Origin of the sequence: Serratia sp. CY31944, from assembly GCF_052169175.1 — a bacterium.
Lineage (GTDB): Bacteria > Pseudomonadota > Gammaproteobacteria > Enterobacterales > Enterobacteriaceae > Serratia > Serratia sarumanii.
On record NZ_JBJNLG010000016.1, the window covers coordinates 72,626 to 90,980 of the forward strand.

The window sequence follows — 18,355 nt, forward strand, 5'->3', positions numbered from 1 at the left end:
GTTTTTCGTGCGCTCTTTTGCACCCGCAGTACGTCGTTACACCTATAACAGCAATCTGCTGTATCACCTGCGCATCCTTATTGCGCTGATCGGCACCACCGCCGTTCCCTGGTGGCTGGGCATTCCCAAGCTGACCATCCCGCTGACGCTGGGCGTGGTGGCAGCGGCCCTGACCGACTTGGATGACCGCCTGGCCGGCAGGTTACGCAACCTGCTGATCACGCTGGTGTGCTTCTTTGTCGCCTCAGCTTCAATCGAGCTGCTGTTCCCCTATCCCTGGTTGTTCGCCCTTGGCTTAACCACGTCGACCTGCGGTTTTATCCTTCTGGGCGCCTTGGGGCAACGTTACGCCACCATCGCCTTCGGCGCACTGCTGATCGCGGTTTACACTATGCTCGGCACCGCCATGTACGATGCCTGGTATCATCAACCGCTGCTGCTGGTGATCGGTGCGCTGTGGTACAACCTGCTGACGCTGGCGGGCCACCTGCTGTTCCCTATCCGGCCACTGCAAGAGAACCTGGCGCGCTGCTACGATCAACTGGCCAACTATCTGGATGCCAAAGCCAACCTGTTCGATCCCGACGCCGAACGCGACGCCGACCTGCCATGGATGGATGTTGCGATGGCCAACAGCGCGTTGGTCGCGTTGCTTAACCAGACCAAAGCCTCGCTGCTGACGCGCCTGAAAGGCGATCGCGGCCAGCGCGGCACCCGCCGTACCTTGCACTACTATTTTGTCGCGCAGGATATCCACGAACGCGCCAGCTCTTCCCACGTTCAGTATCACGCGCTCAGCCGGCAATTCCGCCACAGCGATATTTTATTCCGCTTCCAGCGTTTGCTGAGCATGCAGGCGCGCGCCTGCCGCCAACTGGCACAATCGATCCTGCTGCGGCAAAAATACCAGCACAACCCGCGTTTTGAGCCGGCCTTCAGCCGCATTCAGGAGGCCTTGGCGCGCATCGCCGAAACCCAGGGCAATTCAGAACAAACCAAGGCGCTGGCGCACCTGCTGAAAAACCTGCATGCGATCGATGCGCAGCTGGCCAATATTGAGTCAGAGCAGACGCTGGCAAGCGGGCAAGCGGAAGAGAACAGCCTGGCCGACGATCGCTTAACCGGCTGGAGCGACATCCGCCTGCGCATCAGCCGCCATTTGACGCCGCAATCGGCCCTGTTCCGCCACGCGATCCGCATGTCGGTGGTGCTGTGCGTGGGTTACGCTTTCATCCAGTTCACCGGCATGCAGCACGGTTACTGGATCCTGTTGACCAGCCTGTTCGTCTGTCAACCGAACTACAACGCTACCCGCCGACGCCTGGCGCTGCGCATCATCGGCACCCTGGCCGGTATCCTGATCGGCCTGCCGATCCTCTATTTCGTGCCTTCACTGGAAGGACAGCTGGTGTTGATCGTCATCACCGGCGTTCTATTTTTCGCTTTCCGCACCGTCCAGTATGCCCACGCCACCATGTTCATCACGCTACTGGTCTTGTTATGCTTTAACCTGTTGGGTGAAGGATTCGAAGTAGCCGCCCCGCGCGTTTACGACACCTTGTTGGGCTGCGCCATCGCCTGGGCGGCGGTCAGCTTTATCTGGCCGGACTGGAAATTCCGCCAACTGCCGGCGGTGGTGGATAAAACCCTGAATGCCAACTGCCGTTATCTGGACGCCATTCTGGTGCAATACCACCAGGGTAAAGATAACGGCCTCGCCTACCGCATTGCGCGGCGAGATGCCCACAACAGCGATGCCGAACTGGCTTCGGTCATCTCCAACATGTCCGCCGATCCCAAGGCCGACAAGGAATTGCAGGAAGCCGCCTTCCGCCTGCTTTGCCTCAACCACACTCTCCTGAGTTATATCTCGGCGTTGGGGGCGCACCGCGAGCGGCTGAATACCCCTGTCACCCTCGATCTGCTCAATGATGCCGTGTGTTACGTGGACGGCGCCTTGCATCAGGAAGAACGGAACAGCCAGCGCATTGCGCAAGCGCTGGAACAGCTGGCGGAGCGCATTCGCAGAGCCGTTCCGGAACCTGAAAGCAAAGAGCAGTTGGTGTTGCAACAGGTGGGGTTGATGCTCGAACTGCTGCCGGAGCTCACCGCACTCCACGCCCAAATCAATAAGGCAATCTAATTATTCAGGGCTCGCTCGATGGGCCCTGAACCACTGGCTCATGCCCATGGCGGCGCATCGCCATCGTATGATCGAACCAGCGCACCAGTTCGTTGCGCAATTCGGCCGGCAACGCCGCCTGATGATAACCGGCTATCGCGCCGCCCAGCGACAGCAGCACGCGCAGCCCCAGATTGGTCTGCTGTTGCAGCAGGCGGAGATAGCTGCGTTTAGCGCCTTGCAGCCGCAGGTCATAGGCGTTGCGGATACCCGCTCGCCATAGCAGGCGCTCCATGTTGACATCGATATTCGGCAACGCCTTCAATCGACCGTGATCGCCGGCCTTAAGCCGCTGCTCTCGACGCGCTTCCCTGACGGCCTGCCAGGCCAGCCCCACCAGCTCGTTGCGTTCCCGCCACAGCGACTCGTCAACCCAGTAATAACGCAAAGTGATGGGCACTCCACGCTTGGAATAGACCATATTGACCATCCCTCTGGCGCGAAAAGCCGGTTCCATGCTCGCCGTAGCCCGCAGGTACAACTCTCCTTCCGCTATCACTGCAAACATTACCCCCTCGGCCAGCAGGCCGTAGCCGCCAAACTGTGACCGCGTGGTGATGGCGCCCAGCGCCGCGAAGCAATTTTTAGCCTGTGCGATCCTTCGTATCGACATCCTTTTCATAGCGTTTCTCCTTTTTAGGTTCCGGTCGTATTATTTCTCTTATCAATGAAAAGAGTAACGTGAACAACTAATTAGGAAAATACGCACTATCCACCCGCATGCCAATCACAAAAAACACCGGTACAAAAAATGATCGCAATTATGCGAGCCGCTACGAAAATTTGGGTTGATCTTATCCCAAATCAGGGATACTGTATAAACATACAGTAACACGATGGGCGGGAACTTTATGCGTACTCAATCACTCTACCAACCTCATTTCAGCCAAGGCTCTTTTACAGCGCGCAATGCTGAGAAGAACACGGATGTCGGCAAAGAGAATGGCTTGATCAGTGAACTTGTTTACAACGAGCGCCAGCCCGCAGTGGCTCAATTGCTGTTGCCCCTGCTGCTGCAACTGGGCAAGCAGTCTCGCTGGCTTCTGTGGCTGACACCGCAGCAAAAATTAAGCAAGCAATGGCTGCAGCAATCCGGCCTGCCTATAGATAAGATGGTGCAATTGAGCCAAATCAGCCCGGTGAATACGGTCGAGGCGATGGAAAAAGCGCTGCAAACGGGAAATTACAGCGTGGTTCTTGGCTGGTTGCCCGAGCTAACGGAGGAGGATCGTCTAAGATTAAGACGTGCGGCAGAATTGGGTAATGCCTATGGGTTTATCATGCGCCCTCAACGTGACATTAACCCGACTCACGGACACTGTTCCACCCTAAAAATTCACTCTTCTTTGTATCATTAAGTAAATTTAGGATTTTTCCCATCATTTTCGCACCCCATAAGCGGAACCTTTGCGGTGGAAGGCACAAAGCTAGTCCGGCTGCGGTTTGGCAAGTAAAAACGCCCAAGGAATCGCCGTTTTTTTAGGCTAAGAATGTTAGCAAATATGTACGATTCCGCGTTTTTTTTTAGAGCCTTATCACATCACACTTGTAACTTTCGCGCCACGTTGTAGACTTTACATCGCCAAGGTTGCTCTATAACGTCAGAAAAACTGGCGAGTAACAAACGAGGGCTTAAACCTTGGCGAAGGAATTTAACCAAGGGCTTAAAACAGCTTTAAAGCTCATTGCCTATTTGGATGATAACGAGGCGCAAAATGAAAAAGACAGCTATCGCATTAGCAGTGGCACTGGCAGGTTTCGCTACCGTAGCGCAAGCCGCTCCAAAAGATAACACTTGGTACACCGGTGCTAAACTGGGCTGGTCCCAGTACCATGACACTGGTTTCTACGGCAACGGTTACCAGAACGGTATCGGCAACGGCCCTACCCACAAAGATCAGCTGGGTGCCGGCGCGTTCCTGGGTTACCAGGCAAACCAATACCTGGGCTTCGAACTGGGCTATGACTGGCTCGGCCGCATGCCTTACAAAGGCAGCGTGAACAACGGTGCTTTCAAAGCGCAGGGCGTTCAACTGGCCGCTAAACTGAGCTACCCAATTGCTGACGATCTGGACATCTACACTCGTCTGGGTGGTATGGTATGGCGTGCAGATTCCAAAGCTAACTACGGCCGTACTGGTCAGCGTCTGAGCGACCACGACACCGGCGTTTCTCCGCTGGCTGCTGTTGGTGTTGAATACGCACTGACCAAAAACTGGGCTACTCGCCTGGATTACCAGTTCGTAAGCAACATCGGTGACGCAGGTACCGTTGGCGCGCGTCCAGACAACACCATGCTGAGCCTGGGCGTTTCTTACCGCTTCGGTCAGGATGACGTAGTTGCTCCAGCACCAGCTCCGGCTCCAGCTCCAGTTGTTGAAACCAAGCGTTTCACTCTGAAGTCTGACGTGCTGTTCAACTTCAACAAGTCTACTCTGAAAGCAGAAGGCCAACAGGCTCTGGATCAGCTGTACAGCCAGCTGAGCTCCATGGATCCTAAAGACGGTTCCGTAGTTGTTCTGGGTTACACCGACGCCGTTGGTTCTGACCAGTACAACCAGAAACTGTCCGAACAACGTGCACAGAGCGTTGTTGACTACCTGGTCTCCAAAGGCATCCCGTCAGACAAAATCTCTGCACGTGGTATGGGTGAAGCAGATGCAGTTACTGGCAACACCTGTGGCTACAAATCTGGCCGCGCTACCAAAGCTCAGATCGCTTGCCTGGCACCAGATCGTCGCGTAGAGATCGAAGTTAAAGGTATCAAAGACGTTGTAACTCAGCCTCAGGGCTAAGTTTACTCGCCTAATAAAAACCCCGCATAGCGGGGTTTTTTTCATCCTATTGTTGAAACCAAGCGCAACACAGGCGCGCTCACGCACTTACTTGGGATCTTTGCCAAGAATCGCCTTCAAGTCTTCTTTCAACGACGACATCTGGTTCGCATACTTTTCTTTGCGTTCAGCGTCTTCGATAAGCTGCACGACGGTTTCCGACAGCGTAACGCCACGTCGGCGCGCCAGGGCAGCCAATCGTTGCCAAACCAAAAACTCCAGATCGATAGATTTTTTACGCGTATGCTGATGTTCTGCGTTAAAATGACGTTTACGGCGGGCGCGGATCGTTTGTTTCATCCGGTTATCCAGTTCCGGATTCATGTGAGCGGCAATCCATGCAAGTACCTTTACCGGCTCATTTTCCAGCTTCAGCAGCTCGTTAACCGCCTCCTGAGCAGCGCTGTTTTCAATGTAGCGGGTAATGAGTTCCCCTTCCCGATGCTTCTTCACCAGGTACTTCCATTTCCAACCGCTCTCCAGATTTTCCAGTTGCTGATATTTCATCTTGAGCTCTTCAGTGACCGCGTAACTTCAAATAAGCATAACAGCTTTGCGCCAAATTTCCCCGGCAATTAAGCCGTCTTTTAGACTGTTTTTTGCACAGTCACCGCGCGATGTCAAACTCCCTGATGCCAACTGGCACTCCGCATGTATCAAGCCGCCGTTATTCTTGTATAATCGCCCTTTCCCTTTTTAACGATTGCATCTAACACTTTGACCAATAACCGACTTGAATGGCAATCTTTATTGCCGGACGTAACGCCTTATCAGGCGATATTTGATACCGCCGCTCAGTTGGCACCCGTGCCCTTTTCCGCCATTCAGCCTCGGCTGGAAAATGCCCTGACGCTATTTTGCCACCCCCAATCGCCACCGCGTTTCATGCTGTTGAAAGCGCAAGAAACACGAGAGTATCTGGAACTGATCGCTCACGCCGTCACGCCACTGCTGCCGAAAAACACGGCATGCCGCGGCAGCCACTATGTCATTCAGGATGGCAAAGTCAGCGTAGAGCCGGCCAGCCGTGGCGATGAACCTTTTGCCGCCGGCGGCGCTTGCCTGTTCCAGGAGTGGGTTGAGCCGGAGCAACTGTTTGGCTGCGTACGGATCCACAATGGCGACATCACCCTGCAGCCGGGTCTGGTGCACCAGGCCAACGGCGGCATTTTGATTCTGTCGGCCCGCGCCCTGTTGGCTCAGCCGTTGCTATGGCTGCGGCTGAAGCAAATGATCGGCCAACGTCAGTTCCATTGGGTTTCGCCAGACGAAACCCGCCCGCTGCCGGTAGCCATTCCGCCAATGCCGCTGGAGCTGCGGCTGATTGTGGTCGGCGATCGCCACGGCCTGGCCGATTTTCACGATATCGAGCCGGAACTGAGTGAACAAGCGGTCTACGGTGAATTCGAAGACGATCTGCAGCTGACTGAAGTTGATGATATGGCGCAGTGGTGCGGCTACGTCAACGGCGTGATTGCCGACCAGCAGTTGCCGATGCTGGCGAGCGACGCCTGGGCGCCGCTGATCGTTCAGGCCGTGCGTTACAGCGGCGACCAGGGCATCCTGCCACTCTCGCCGGTTTGGCTTGGCCAGCAGCTGTCCGAAGCCGCACTGTATGCCGAAGAAGATCGCATTACGGCCAAAGCGTTCGAAGCGGCGTTAAATGCCCGCGAATGGCGTGAAAGCTATCTGGCCGAACGTATGCAGGATGAAATCGAGCTGGGCCAGATTCTGATTGAGACCGAGGGTGAAGTGATCGGGCAAATCAACGGCCTGTCAGTCCTGGATTATCCCGGCCATCCACGCAGTTTTGGCGAACCGTCGCGCATCAGTTGCGTTGTGCATCTCGGCGACGGCGAATTCACCGACGTCGAGCGCAAAGCCGAACTGGGCGGCAACCTGCACGCTAAAGGCATGATGATCATGCAGGCGTTTTTGATCGCCGAGCTGGATCTGGATCAGCAGTTACCCTTCTCCGCTTCCATCGTCTTTGAGCAATCTTACGGTGAAGTAGACGGCGACAGCGCCTCGCTGGCTGAACTGTGCGCGTTGATCAGCGCCCTGTCACAGCAACCGATCACCCAGCAGATCGCCGTCACCGGCTCCGTCGACCAATTCGGCAACGTACAGCCGATAGGTGGCGTTAACGAAAAGATCGAAGGTTTCTTCGAGGTTTGTTTGCGCCGCGGCCTGACGGGCAAACAGGGCGTCGTATTGCCCGCGACCAACGTGCGCCACCTGTGCCTGCGCCAGGATGTCGTCGACGCGGTACGCGAAGGGCAATTCCATCTGTGGGCGGTAGAGAGCGCGGCGGAAGCCTTGCCTTTGCTCACAGGTTGCCTCTACTCTGACGAACAACAGCCGAACTTGTTGGCGGCCATTCAGGAACGGATTGCGCAGGTGAGCCTGCAGGAACGCCGTCGTCCGTGGCCGCTGCGCTGGCTCAACTGGTTCAACCACGGCTGATCGGACTTGTTCAGCGTACACGTGTTAGCTAACCTGCGTCCTTCATTAAAATAAGGCTTACTGAGAACATGGTAGATAAACGCGATTCCTATACGAAAGAAGACCTCGAAGCATCCGGCCGTGGCGAGCTGTTCGGCGCCGGTGGCCCACCGTTGCCGGCAGGTAACATGTTGATGATGGACCGCGTGGTCAAGATGACCGAAGACGGCGGGACTCACAACAAAGGTTATGTGGAAGCGGAGCTGGATATTAATCCGGACCTATGGTTCTTCGGTTGCCACTTTATCGGCGATCCGGTCATGCCAGGCTGCCTGGGCCTGGATGCGATGTGGCAGCTGGTCGGTTTCTACCTCGGTTGGCTGGGTGGCGAAGGCAAAGGCCGCGCGCTGGGCGTCGGTGAAGTCAAGTTTACCGGCCAGGTGCTGCCAACCGCGAAGAAAGTGACCTACCGCATTAACTTCAAACGCGTCATCACCCGCAAGCTGATCATGGGCGTCGCCGATGGCGAAGTGCTGGTTGACGGCGAAGTGATCTATACCGCCACCGATCTGAAAGTGGGCCTGTTCAAGGACACCACAGCGTTCTGATCACGCTGAGGAGAAGGCGGCCATCGTCTTGTTTTCTAATCCTCTTCGCATGCCATCACGCCCAGCGTGATGGCATTTCTTTCTCTTCTCGTTTAAAGACTACTCACCTCCTTTAATTGCCCGCTGCCGAAACGTTTTTTCCCCCCTGTCTCCACCCTATTCCTACCCGAACGCAGGCCAGTTGAGCGAGGCTCCTCCCCGCAGCCCGCACCGACGCGATAGCGGTTTTTTGCATCCGGTCATTTTCTTGCCCCTCAAAATCGCCTAGTATAACCATCATGTAACTACAATAAATGTACCCACAAAGAGGCGATATGCAAAAAACCCGCTTTAGCGATACACCTTGCCCCGTCGCACGTTCATTAGATCGCGTCGGAGAATGGTGGAGCATCCTGATCCTGCGTGATGCCTTTCAGGGGTTGTCCAAGTTCGACGAATTCCAACAAAGTCTGGGGATTTCACCCACTCTCCTGGCCCGACGCCTGAAGGATTTAGTGGCCCACGGCATTCTGCATAAGCAACGTTATCAAACGCGGCCGGTTCGCTATCAATATCTGCTCACCGAACGCGGCAACGATTTTCTTCCCGTACTGGCCGCTCTCTCACAATGGGGCAATCGCCATTTGATCGACGGTGACATTAGCGCCTTGTTAGTCGACGGCCGCACCGATCGGCCGATCCAGGTCCAGTTGATCAACGTCGAGACCCAACAGCAGGTGCCGCCGCAGTTTATTACGTTGGCACCGGGGCCTGCGGCAAATGACGGCATACGTCAACGCGCCGAACTGATGCGGCAGCGGCGCCTCGCCGATTTATCCGAACTCACCAAGGAGCAGTCATGAGCAATCGTCGTATCGTTATTACCGGCATGGGCGCCGTTTCACCGTTAGGGTGCGGCGTGGAGACCATCTGGCAACGTTTATTAAAAGGAGAGTCCGGCATTCGGGCTTTGCCTGACGAGATCGTTGCAGATTTGCCGGTCAAGGTCGGGGGGCAAGTCCCCGAACTGGCGCAAGATGCCGAGGCGGGATTCAACCCCGACGCGTCCGTGGCCCCCAAGGACCAAAAGAAAATGGATCGCTTTATTCTGTTTGCCATGGCGGCGGCGGATGAAGCCGTTCGTCAGGCCGGCTGGATAGCCGATACGGAGGAAAAACAAGAGCGAACCGCCACCGTCATCGCCTCGGGCATTGGCGGCTTCCCGGCCATTGCCCAGGCGGTGCGCACTACGGACAGCCGCGGTGCCAAGCGCCTGTCGCCATTCACCATCCCCTCTTTCCTGGTCAATCTGGCGGCCGGTCACGTTTCCATCAAGCATCACTTCAAAGGCCCGATTGGCGCACCGGTCACCGCCTGTGCGGCCGGCGTGCAGGCCATTGGCGACGCGGTGCGTATGATCCGCAATGATGAGGCCGATATCGCCCTGTGCGGCGGTACCGAAGCGGCTATCGACACCGTAAGCCTGGGCGGATTCGCCGCCGCGCGCGCCATGTCCACCGCACCGGCCGAGTTGGCGCGACAGGCCTCTCGGCCTTTCGACAGCGCCCGGGACGGTTTTGTCATGGGGGAAGGCGCCGGCATGCTGGTGATTGAAACGCTGGAGCATGCGCGGGCGCGCGGCGCTACGCCGCTCGCGGAAATCGTCGGCTATGGCACCAGCGCCGACGCCTACCACATGACCTCCGGCGCTGAAGACGGCAACGGCGCCTATCGGGCGATGAAAATCGCGTTGAAGCAGGCGAATGTCGCCCCAGAAGAGGTTCAGCATTTAAACGCGCACGCGACTTCGACACCCGTAGGCGATTTAGGCGAAATCAATGCCATCAAGCACCTGTTTGGCACTGCCGGGACTGTCGCCGTGACCTCGACGAAATCAGCGACCGGGCACCTGCTCGGCGCCGCCGGCGGGCTGGAAACCATCTTTACCGCCCTGGCTCTGCGCGATCAGATAGCTCCTGCAACGCTGAATCTGGACAATCCCGATCCGGCGGCGGTAGGCTTGCATCTGGTCGCGAAACGGGCTGAATCGATGGACATGACCTACGCCTTATCAAACGGCTTCGGCTTTGGCGGCGTGAATGCGAGTATTTTACTGAAACGCTGGCAGGACAAATAAACGGCACAAACAAAAACCTCCGCCAAAGGCGGAGGTTATTCCTTTTATTTGACAGGGAGCCGCTTAAGCGGTCACAGCCCTGTCTTCCATGGCTTCTCGCCAACCTCCCAGCCATTGAGACCGGGCGTCCACCGATGATTGGTAGGGACAATGTTCCCTGGAACGCCCTAAAATACCTGCCTGATACCCTCTCGAATGCGCCCTTTCCAGACGATCGCGTTTCTGTCTCTTCATGCCTCGTTTCCCTCATTTTGGTCTGGTGGAAAGAAAACAATGGCTGCTTTTTGCGCAGCCACGAGTAATCAATAGCGCTAAAAGAAGAGAAGATCAATGCGCAAAATTCACGCCAATGTCATATTTGTGAGCTACGCCCGAGGAAAGTGCTAAGTGGCTGATCTGCCGAGGAAGGGCTTAACCGTTTGAAATTAAATAGAAATCCCTGCCAGCGAAAAAAACGAATTTTCACGCTGACAGAGATTAGACGATTTTAGACCAAATTATGACTAAATGCCGCCCATCTGTGCTGCGATAGCCTGAGCTTCCTGCTGCCAGCCCTGCGCCAGGGTGCGCACCAGGGCATCATAGCCGTCCTCGCCCTGTTTCAATTCCAGGCTGAAAGGCCGTTTGATCAAGCGCCCCTGGCGGTTCAGCACCCACTCGCCGCGAACGATCGCCTTGCCGTCAAAGCGGCCGTGGAAGCCGCTGACGGTGACGTTGAGCACATCCTGATCGCTGCTCATCGGCTGCGAAGAGACCACCCAGCCCGGCAGCGCGCTGCTCAGGTTGGTGACCAGCGTTTGCTGCAGCTGCTGGTCGAGCGGGCTGGCCCACAGATTGTTCTGCGCTATCACATACTGCACGTCGTTGGTCTGATACACCACGCCGCTCTGCGCCAGATAATCCGCCACGCTCACGTGCTCCAGCCACAGCTGGCGCGTGGAGGCACCGCTGCTGCTGGCCGCGGCCGGCGCACCCAGCGCCGGCAACTGATAGTAGGTCTTCTGTGGCGAACTGCTGCAGGCGCTGAGCAACAGCGCCAGGGCTACCGGGATCCATTTCATCATTTCGTGGCCTTCTTCGGCTGAGGGTCAGTGCTGCCGGCGGCTTCAAACACCAGCGCGTTGCTCTTCTCATTCAGGGTACGCAGCACCGGTTGCAGCTCACGCAACACCTGGTCGAGGCGCTGCATATCGCCCACCATCTTGTTGTAAGCCGGCGAACCAGGCTGGAACCCTTTCATGCTGCGGTTCAGCTCCAGCAGGGTTTTCTGCATGTCCTGCGGCAGCGCCTGCATCTCTTTGCTGGCGATGATGTCGTTCAGCGACTTCATGGTCTGCTGCGTCGACTTCATGGTTTTCTGACTTTCCGCCAGCGTCTTGGTCGCTTCGTTGATCATCGGATTGATCGGCATCGCATTAATCTTATCCAACGTCTGCATCAGTTTCTGCTGGATCTGCGCCAGCCCGCCGCTGGTGGTCGGCATCAGCGGATAACCGAACAGCTCGCGCGGCCCTTTCCATGGTTTCTCCTGCGGATAGAAGTCGAGATCGATGTACAGCGAACCGGTCAGCAGGTTGGCGGACTTCATCGAGGCACGCATGCCGCGGGACTCGGCGTCTTTCAAATGCCCTTCGATATCGAAATTGCCGCCCAGCTCTTTCTGGAAGCGATCCGGCTCGATGCGGATCAACACCGGAATGCGGTAATCGTTGTCCAGGCGCTGCGCCATGCCCTCTTTGTAGAACGGCACCTGCGCCACCGTGCCCAGACGAATGCCGCGGAACTCGACCGGGGCGCCCGGCTGCAGGCCGCGCACCGAATCGGAGAAGAACAGCAGGTAGTCCTTATGCACGGTATACAGCGAATCCTGCGTGCTGCGCTGGTTGTCGAACAGCTGGTACTCCGCCTTCTCTTTCGCCTGTTCGCCGCGATCCCAGCCCTCCGGCACGTCAAAACTGACGCCGCCGCTGAACAGGGTGGTCAGCGACCCCATCTCCACCCGCATGCCCTGCGCCGACATGTCGAACGCCACGCCGCTGTCTTTCCAGAAACGCACGTTGGTGGTGACCAGCTGATCGTAAGGCGCGGTAATGAACAGCTGATAGCGCATGGCGCGCGTTTTAGGATCGAAATAGCTGGTTTCCACCGAGCCGACGCGGTAGCCGCGGAACAGCACCGGATCGCCGGCGTTGAGCTGGCCCGATTTTTCGCTGTCCAGCACGATGCGCAGCCCTTTGGCATCCGGTGAGGCCAGCGGCGGCGCGTCGAGCAGCTGATAGTTGTCTTTGCCGTCTTTGCCCTTGTTGCCCGGCTGCAGTTCGATATAGGCGCCGGAGAGCAGCGTGCCCAGCCCGGAGACGCCTTCACGGCCGATCTGCGGTTTCACCACCCAGAAGGCGGAGTCCTGGCGCAGCAATTTCTCCATGCCGGAATTAAGGCGCGCCTGCACCATCACCTTACTCAGATCCTCGCTCAGCGTGACGGTTTCCACCACGCCGACGTCCACGCTGCGGCTTTTGATTTTGGTTTTACCCGCTTCCAGCCCTTCCGCCGTCGTGGTAACCAGCGTCACTACCGGCCCCTGATGGCTGAAGTGGTAAAACAGGATCCAGGCGCCGATCAGCGCGGTCACGATGGGAATGATCCACACCGGCGACCAGCGCTTGATCTTCTCGACGTCCGCGACGCTATGATTATTTTCCGTCACCTTGCGGCTCCTTGTTGATTGTTTCACTTGCGCGATCCCAGGTCAGCCGGGGATCAAATGTCATGGCGGCGAACATGGTGAGGATCACCACCAGCGCGAACAGCACGGCGCCCGTCGCGGGGTAAATGCTCATCAACTGCCCCATTCGCACCAGCGCCGACAATACGGCGATCACAAACACGTCGATCATTGACCAGCGGCCAACGAATTCGACCACTTCATAAATCAGATGCATGCGCTCGCTGTCGGCGCGCGGTTTCTTCCTGCCGTTCGCATCCCAGCACAGCCAGCCGATCGCCAGCATTTTCAGCGACGGCACCATGATACTGGCGATGAAAATCACCAGCGCCACCGGATAAGAGCCGTCGCCCCACAGCAGGATCACCCCCGCCATGATGGTGGAGTTCATTTTGTTGCCCAGCGCCTCGGTCACCATGATCGGCATCAGGTTGGCCGGAATGTACAGCATGACGGAGGTCACCAGCAGCGCCAGCGTCCACTGCAGGCTGTGGCGGCGACGCACGTAGCCGTTGGTGTGGCAGCGCGGGCAGCGCACCTGATTGGCCGGCAGGATCGCCGTGCAGCAGGCGCAAGAGCGCACGCCCTGCCGCATACCGGTGCGCCCCACCGTCAGCGGGCGATCGAGACGCGGCGCCGGTTCGATGTCCTGCCACAGCCAGCGCCGATCCACGCACTGGAAGGCGCGCACCTGCAGCAGGCAGAACAGGCAATAAGGCACGAAGCTGCTGCCGATGCCGATATCGCCGTAGGCCATCAGCTTGACGAAGCTGACCAGCACCCCGGCGAGGAAAATTTCCACCATGCACCAGGTCTTGAACTGGAACAGCACCCGGGCCATCCACTCTTTCAGCCCCAGCGGCAAACGCACTTTGGCACACAGCAGAATGATCGCCACCATGCAAAACGCCGGGATCAGCTGCACGAACACCATAAACAGCGTGGCCATGCTGGCGTAGTCTTCCGCCACCATGACTTCCGGAATTTGAATCAGCCGGATTTCATTGCCGATGCCGGCGACGCGCATATTGATAAACGGGAAAATGTTGGCCAGCACCAGCATGAACAGGGCGCTGAGGGCGTAACCGATCGGCCGCTTGCGCGGCTCGTCCCAGCGGGCGCTGAGCGTGGTTTTGCAGCGCGGGCATACCGCTTTGCTGCCATAGGCCAGCGGCGGCAGCGCCACCAGCATGTCGCACTGCGGGCACAGCATCAGGTTATCCTGGTGCTCCGCCGAAGGTGCGGAATGACTATGCTGCTGATGATTGTTGTGGGAACACACCATATTCCTCCTAAATAACGTTGCTCACCGGCACGTCGATACCGCCCGCAGCAGCGCGCGGGCGGTATCGCAACGGTCAGCCGTTTTTCATCGCTTCCAGCTCTTCCCAGCGGGCGAAGGCCTGCTCGAGCGCCTGCTCGGCGTTAGCCAGCGCCGTCAGCACTTGTTGCGTTTCGCTGTGCGGCCGCGTGAAGAAGTCGGCGTCGCTCATCTGCGCCTGCAGCGCTTCGATCTCCGCCTCCAGCTGTTCGAGCCGCTGCGGCAACTGTTCCAGTTCGCGCAGCAGGTTGTAACTCAGCTTGGCCGCCGCTTTCTTCGGCTGCTCGGCCTTTTTCTCCGCCGCCGGTTTGCTCGCGCTCGGTGCCGCCTGACGAATCGGTTTCGCCGTGGCGCGCTGATGATGCGCATCGTAGTAACCGCCGACGAAGGCGTTGATCACGCCGTTGCCTTCAAAGATCCAACACTCGGTCACCGAGTTGTCGACGAACTGACGATCGTGGCTGACCAGCAGCACGGTGCCCTGATAGCCGTCGATCAGCTCTTCCAGCAGCTCCAGCGTTTCGACGTCGAGATCGTTGGTTGGTTCATCGAGGATTAGCAGATTGCTCGGTTTCAGAAACAGCTTAGCCAACAGCAGGCGGTTACGCTCACCGCCCGACAGCGCCTTCACCGGCGTCATCGCGCGTTTCGGGTGGAACAGGAAGTCCTGCAGGTAGCCCAATACGTGGCGAGGGCGACCGTTGACCATCACTTCCTGTTTGCCTTCCGCCAGGTTGTCCATCACCGTGCGCTCCGGATCGAGATCCGCGCGGTGCTGATCGAAGTAGGCCACTTCCAGCTTGGTGCCGCAGTGCACGCGGCCGCTGTCGGCTTTCAGCTGACCGAGCATCAGTTTCAGCAGCGTGGTTTTGCCGCAGCCGTTCGGCCCCACCAGCGCAATCTTGTCGCCGCGCTGTACCTGGGCGGAAAAATCGCGCACCAGCACTTTTTCGCCCACCTGATAATTGACGTTTTCCAGCTCGAACACGATTTTGCCGGAGCGGGTCGCCTCTTCCACCTGCATCTTGGCGGTGCCCATCACTTCGCGGCGCTCTGAACGCTCGACGCGCAGCGCCTTCAGCGCACGCACGCGGCCTTCGTTACGGGTACGGCGCGCCTTGATGCCCTGACGGATCCAGACCTCTTCCTGCGCCAGCTTGCGATCGAACTCGGCGTTTTGCAGCTCTTCCACCCGCAGCGCTTCTTCTTTGCTCTGCAGATACAGATCGTAGTTGCCCGGCCAGGAAACCAGCTTGCCGCGATCCAGATCGACGATACGCGTCGCCATGTTGCGGATAAACGAACGGTCGTGCGAGATGAAGACGATGCTGCCGTCGAACTCTTTCAGGAAGCCTTCCAGCCAGTCGATGGTTTCGATATCCAGGTGGTTGGTCGGTTCGTCGAGCAACAGCACGCGCGGCGAGCTCACCAGCGCGCGGCCCAGCGCCGCTTTACGCAGCCAGCCGCCCGACAGCGAGGAAAGCTCGGCGTCGCCGTTCAGCCCCAGCTGCAGCAGCACTTCGCTGATGCGGCTGTCGAGCTGCCACAGCCCCTGGTGATCGAGGATCTCCATGATTTGCGCCATGCGCGCCAGATTTTTCTCGCTCGGGTCGCTCTCCACCAGATGGGAAATCGCATGGTACGCCTTCAGGTGTTCCGCCTGCTCCGCGACGCCTTCGGCCACGAAGTCGAACACGCTGCCGCCGATATTGCGCGGCGGATCCTGTTGCAGGCGCGCCACGATCAGATCCTGCTCGTAGATCACCCGGCCGTCGTCCAGCGGGATCTCTTTGCCGAGGATCTTCAGCAGCGTGGATTTGCCGGCGCCGTTGCGCCCGACCAGACACACGCGCTCGTTGTCTTCGATATGAATTTCGGTGTTGTCTAAAAGCGGCGCATCGCTGAAAGAGAGCCAGGCGCCGGACATGCTGATTAACGACATAGTAATTATTTTCCTTCGCCGGCGTGAGTCACCAGCCAGCAGTTGTGGATCTGACGGTTACGGGCAAAGTCCTGCGACAGCGTCTTGGCGGTGATCTCTTTCGCCTCCAGGCCCAGCGCGCTCAGCCCTGCCATATCCATTTGGAAACCGCGCTTGTTGTTCGAGAACATGATGGTCCCGTTGCGGCGCAGCAACCGTTTCAAATCTTTCATCAGCGCCAGATGATCGCGCTGCACGTCAAAAGTGTTCTCCATCCGCTTGGAGTTGGAGAACGTCGGCGGATCGATGAAGATCACGTCGAACTGTTCGTTGGCGTTGCTCAGCCACGACAGGCAGTCGGCCTGGATCAGCCGATGCTGACGGCCGGTCAGGCCGTTGGCGCGCAGGTTCTTCTCCGCCCATTCCAGGTAGGTGCGCGACATGTCCACCGTGGTGGTGCTGCGCGCGCCGCCCAGCCCGGCGTGCACGCTGGCGGTGCCGGTATAGGCAAACAGGTTGAGGAAGTCCTTGCCGCCGCTCATCTCGCCCAGCATGCGGCGCGCGATGCGGTGATCGAGGAACAGGCCGGTATCGAGATAGTCGGTCAGGTTAACCCACAGCTTGGCGTTATACTCTTCCACCAGCAGGAACTCGCCCTTCTGCGCCAGCTTCTCGTACTGATTCTTGCCCTTCTGCCGCTCGCGAGTTTTCAGGATCAGCTGATTCGATGGCAATTCCAGCACCGCCAGCGTCGCGTTGATCACATCGAACAGGCGCTGACGCGCTTTCTGCGCATCGACGGTTTTCGGCGGCGCATACTCCTGCACCACCACCTTGCTGCCGTAACGATCCACCGCGACGTTGTATTCTGGCAGATCGGCATCGTACAGGCGGTAGCATTCAATGCCCTGCTGTTTCGCCCACTTGTCGAGCTTCTTCAAGTTTTTGCGCAGACGGTTGGCGAAATCTTCCGCCACCTGCACGCCGCCGGTAGTGGCGCCGGCCGGGTTCGCCGCCAGCTGATAGTTTTTCTGCACGCACTCCAGCGGGCCGTTCTTCGCCTTGAACTGGCGCTCGGCGCGCAGCTGCAGGCAGCTCAACAGCTCCGGCGAGGCGCTGAACAGCGACAGTTGCCAACCACCGAAGGCGCTTTTCATCACGCGCCCCAGCATGTTGTGCAGCGCGATCAGCGCCGGTTCGCTTTCCAGACGCTCACCGTACGGCGGGTTGCTGATCACGGTGCCGTGCGGGCCTTCCGGCAGCGGATTGGTCAACCGCGCCACGTCGCCGACGTTGAAGGTGATCAGCTCGGCGACGCCGGCGCGGCGGGCGTTGCCGCGCGCCATTTCAATCACCCGGCGATCGATATCGGAACCGAAGAAGCGAGAGGCGGTTTCCTGCAGGCCGCGGCGTGCGCGCACCTGCGCTTCGGCGGTGACTTCACGCCACAGTTCGGCGTTGTGGCCGTTCCAGGCGCTGAAGCCCCAGTGCTGGCGGTGCAGGCCCGGCGCGCGATCGGCGGCGATCATTGCCGCTTCGATCAACAGCGTGCCGGAGCCGCACATCGGATCGAGCATCGGCGTGCCCGGCTGCCAGCCTGAACGCAGCACAATGGCGGCCGCCAGGTTTTCCTTCAGCGGCGCCTGGCCGGTGAGATCGCGGTAGCCGCGCTGATGCAGGCCTTCACCGCTCAGATCGAGGGCCACGCTGGCCATATCGCGTTGCAGGAAGACGTTAACGCGAATATCCGGCTGCTGCTTGGCGACCGTCGGGCGTTGGTCGAGTTTGCGGGTAAAGCTGTCGACGATGGCGTCTTTCACCTTCAGCGCGCCATACTGGCTGTTGCGGATCTCTTCGTTCACGCCGCTGAAATGCACGGCAAAGGTTTTATCCACGCCAAAAATGCTCGGCCAGTCGATCGCCTGCACCCCGAGGTACAGATCCAGATCGCTGTGCACGCGGAATTCGTTCAGCGGCAACAGAATGCGCGAAGCCAGGCGGCTCCACAGCAGGCTTTGGTACAGAAGACGATCGTCACCCTGAAAATGTACCCCACCCTGCACCACTTTGCAGTCGTGAGCGCCAAGCGCTTCCAGCTCGCTTTTTAACAGTTCTTCCAATCCACGCGCCGTGCTGGCAAACAGAGAGTTCATATCGTGCTTATCACCAAAAAGAAAATTGTTGCGCATTATAGCTAATCCGC

Annotated in this window: 15 protein-coding genes; 7 read left to right on the forward strand and 8 right to left on the reverse strand. The window is 58.2% G+C overall.

From position 1 onward, the window contains the following. The first annotated feature begins 7 nt into the window (after window positions 1–7). Window positions 8–2,143, forward strand: coding sequence for a YccS family putative transporter (gene yccS, locus ACJ8IN_RS16980; RefSeq protein ID WP_308364488.1), 2,136 nt, complete (start codon window positions 8–10; stop codon window positions 2,141–2,143). Window positions 2,144–2,147: 4 nt separating this feature from the next. On the opposite strand, the gene ACJ8IN_RS16985 is transcribed toward yccS, so the two are convergent. After that, the gene (locus ACJ8IN_RS16985) at window positions 2,148–2,804 is read right to left on the reverse strand and encodes a TfoX/Sxy family DNA transformation protein (RefSeq protein WP_033646570.1); all 657 of its coding nucleotides are present in this window, start codon (window positions 2,802–2,804) and stop codon (window positions 2,148–2,150) included. Between the two features lie 229 nt (window positions 2,805–3,033). Here ACJ8IN_RS16985 and sulA point away from each other — a divergent pair, with 229 nt between their 5' ends. Both sulA and ompA read left to right on the forward strand, forming a co-directional pair. Further along, window positions 3,034–3,540 (forward strand): SOS-induced cell division inhibitor SulA, encoded by a 507-nt coding sequence (gene sulA / locus ACJ8IN_RS16990; protein WP_033637894.1) that lies wholly within the window; start codon window positions 3,034–3,036, stop codon window positions 3,538–3,540. 357 nt (window positions 3,541–3,897) lie between these two features. Further along, a complete protein-coding gene (gene ompA / locus ACJ8IN_RS16995) occupies window positions 3,898–4,977 on the forward strand; it encodes a porin OmpA (protein ID WP_047571655.1) in 1,080 nt (359 codons plus the stop codon). 87 nt (window positions 4,978–5,064) lie between these two features. Here ompA and matP read toward each other — a convergent pair whose 3' ends face one another. After that, the gene (gene matP, locus ACJ8IN_RS17000; protein ID WP_004928138.1) at window positions 5,065–5,523 is read right to left on the reverse strand and encodes a macrodomain Ter protein MatP; all 459 of its coding nucleotides are present in this window, start codon (window positions 5,521–5,523) and stop codon (window positions 5,065–5,067) included. A gap of 210 nt (window positions 5,524–5,733) precedes the next feature. On the opposite strand from matP, the gene ACJ8IN_RS17005 reads away from it, so the two are divergent. The 4 genes from ACJ8IN_RS17005 to fabF all read left to right on the forward strand — a co-directional run bounded on the left by ACJ8IN_RS17005 (window position 5,734) and on the right by fabF (window position 10,185). Beyond that, a complete protein-coding gene (locus ACJ8IN_RS17005) occupies window positions 5,734–7,482 on the forward strand; it encodes an AAA family ATPase (RefSeq protein WP_033646573.1) in 1,749 nt (582 codons plus the stop codon). 68 nt (window positions 7,483–7,550) lie between these two features. Next, window positions 7,551–8,069, forward strand: a complete 519-nt coding sequence (gene fabA / locus ACJ8IN_RS17010; RefSeq protein ID WP_004928144.1) for a bifunctional 3-hydroxydecanoyl-ACP dehydratase/trans-2-decenoyl-ACP isomerase — start codon at window positions 7,551–7,553, stop codon at window positions 8,067–8,069. 314 nt (window positions 8,070–8,383) lie between these two features. Then, window positions 8,384–8,911: a winged helix-turn-helix transcriptional regulator gene (locus tag ACJ8IN_RS17015; protein ID WP_033637890.1), complete on the forward strand. Its 528-nt coding sequence runs from the start codon at window positions 8,384–8,386 to the stop codon at window positions 8,909–8,911. Next, a complete protein-coding gene (gene fabF, locus ACJ8IN_RS17020) occupies window positions 8,908–10,185 on the forward strand; it encodes a beta-ketoacyl-ACP synthase II (protein ID WP_308325581.1) in 1,278 nt (425 codons plus the stop codon). Before ACJ8IN_RS17015 ends, fabF begins: the two co-directional genes overlap by 4 nt. Window positions 10,186–10,248: 63 nt before the next feature. On the opposite strand, the gene rmf is transcribed toward fabF, so the two are convergent. From rmf to rlmKL, 6 genes are all read right to left on the reverse strand, one after another. Next, on the reverse strand, window positions 10,249–10,419 hold the full coding sequence (gene rmf, locus ACJ8IN_RS17025) for a ribosome modulation factor (RefSeq protein WP_004928150.1): 171 nt from the start codon (window positions 10,417–10,419) through the stop codon (window positions 10,249–10,251). Window positions 10,420–10,688: 269 nt separating this feature from the next. Continuing rightward, the gene (gene pqiC / locus ACJ8IN_RS17030; protein ID WP_039566678.1) at window positions 10,689–11,249 is read right to left on the reverse strand and encodes a membrane integrity-associated transporter subunit PqiC; all 561 of its coding nucleotides are present in this window, start codon (window positions 11,247–11,249) and stop codon (window positions 10,689–10,691) included. Then, the gene (pqiB, locus tag ACJ8IN_RS17035; protein WP_308325580.1) at window positions 11,246–12,892 is read right to left on the reverse strand and encodes an intermembrane transport protein PqiB; all 1,647 of its coding nucleotides are present in this window, start codon (window positions 12,890–12,892) and stop codon (window positions 11,246–11,248) included. The genes pqiC and pqiB overlap by 4 nt, the downstream gene beginning before the upstream one ends. Beyond that, the gene (pqiA, locus tag ACJ8IN_RS17040; RefSeq protein WP_071883795.1) at window positions 12,879–14,195 is read right to left on the reverse strand and encodes a membrane integrity-associated transporter subunit PqiA; all 1,317 of its coding nucleotides are present in this window, start codon (window positions 14,193–14,195) and stop codon (window positions 12,879–12,881) included. Before pqiA ends, pqiB begins: the two co-directional genes overlap by 14 nt. Window positions 14,196–14,268: 73 nt before the next feature. Next, a complete protein-coding gene (locus ACJ8IN_RS17045) occupies window positions 14,269–16,173 on the reverse strand; it encodes an ABC transporter ATP-binding protein (RefSeq protein ID WP_103773264.1) in 1,905 nt (634 codons plus the stop codon). Between the two features lie 5 nt (window positions 16,174–16,178). Further along, complete coding sequence (gene rlmKL, locus ACJ8IN_RS17050) at window positions 16,179–18,305, reverse strand: bifunctional 23S rRNA (guanine(2069)-N(7))-methyltransferase RlmK/23S rRNA (guanine(2445)-N(2))-methyltransferase RlmL (protein ID WP_089185444.1); 2,127 nt, start codon at window positions 18,303–18,305, stop codon at window positions 16,179–16,181. Window positions 18,306–18,355 lie beyond the last annotated feature (50 nt).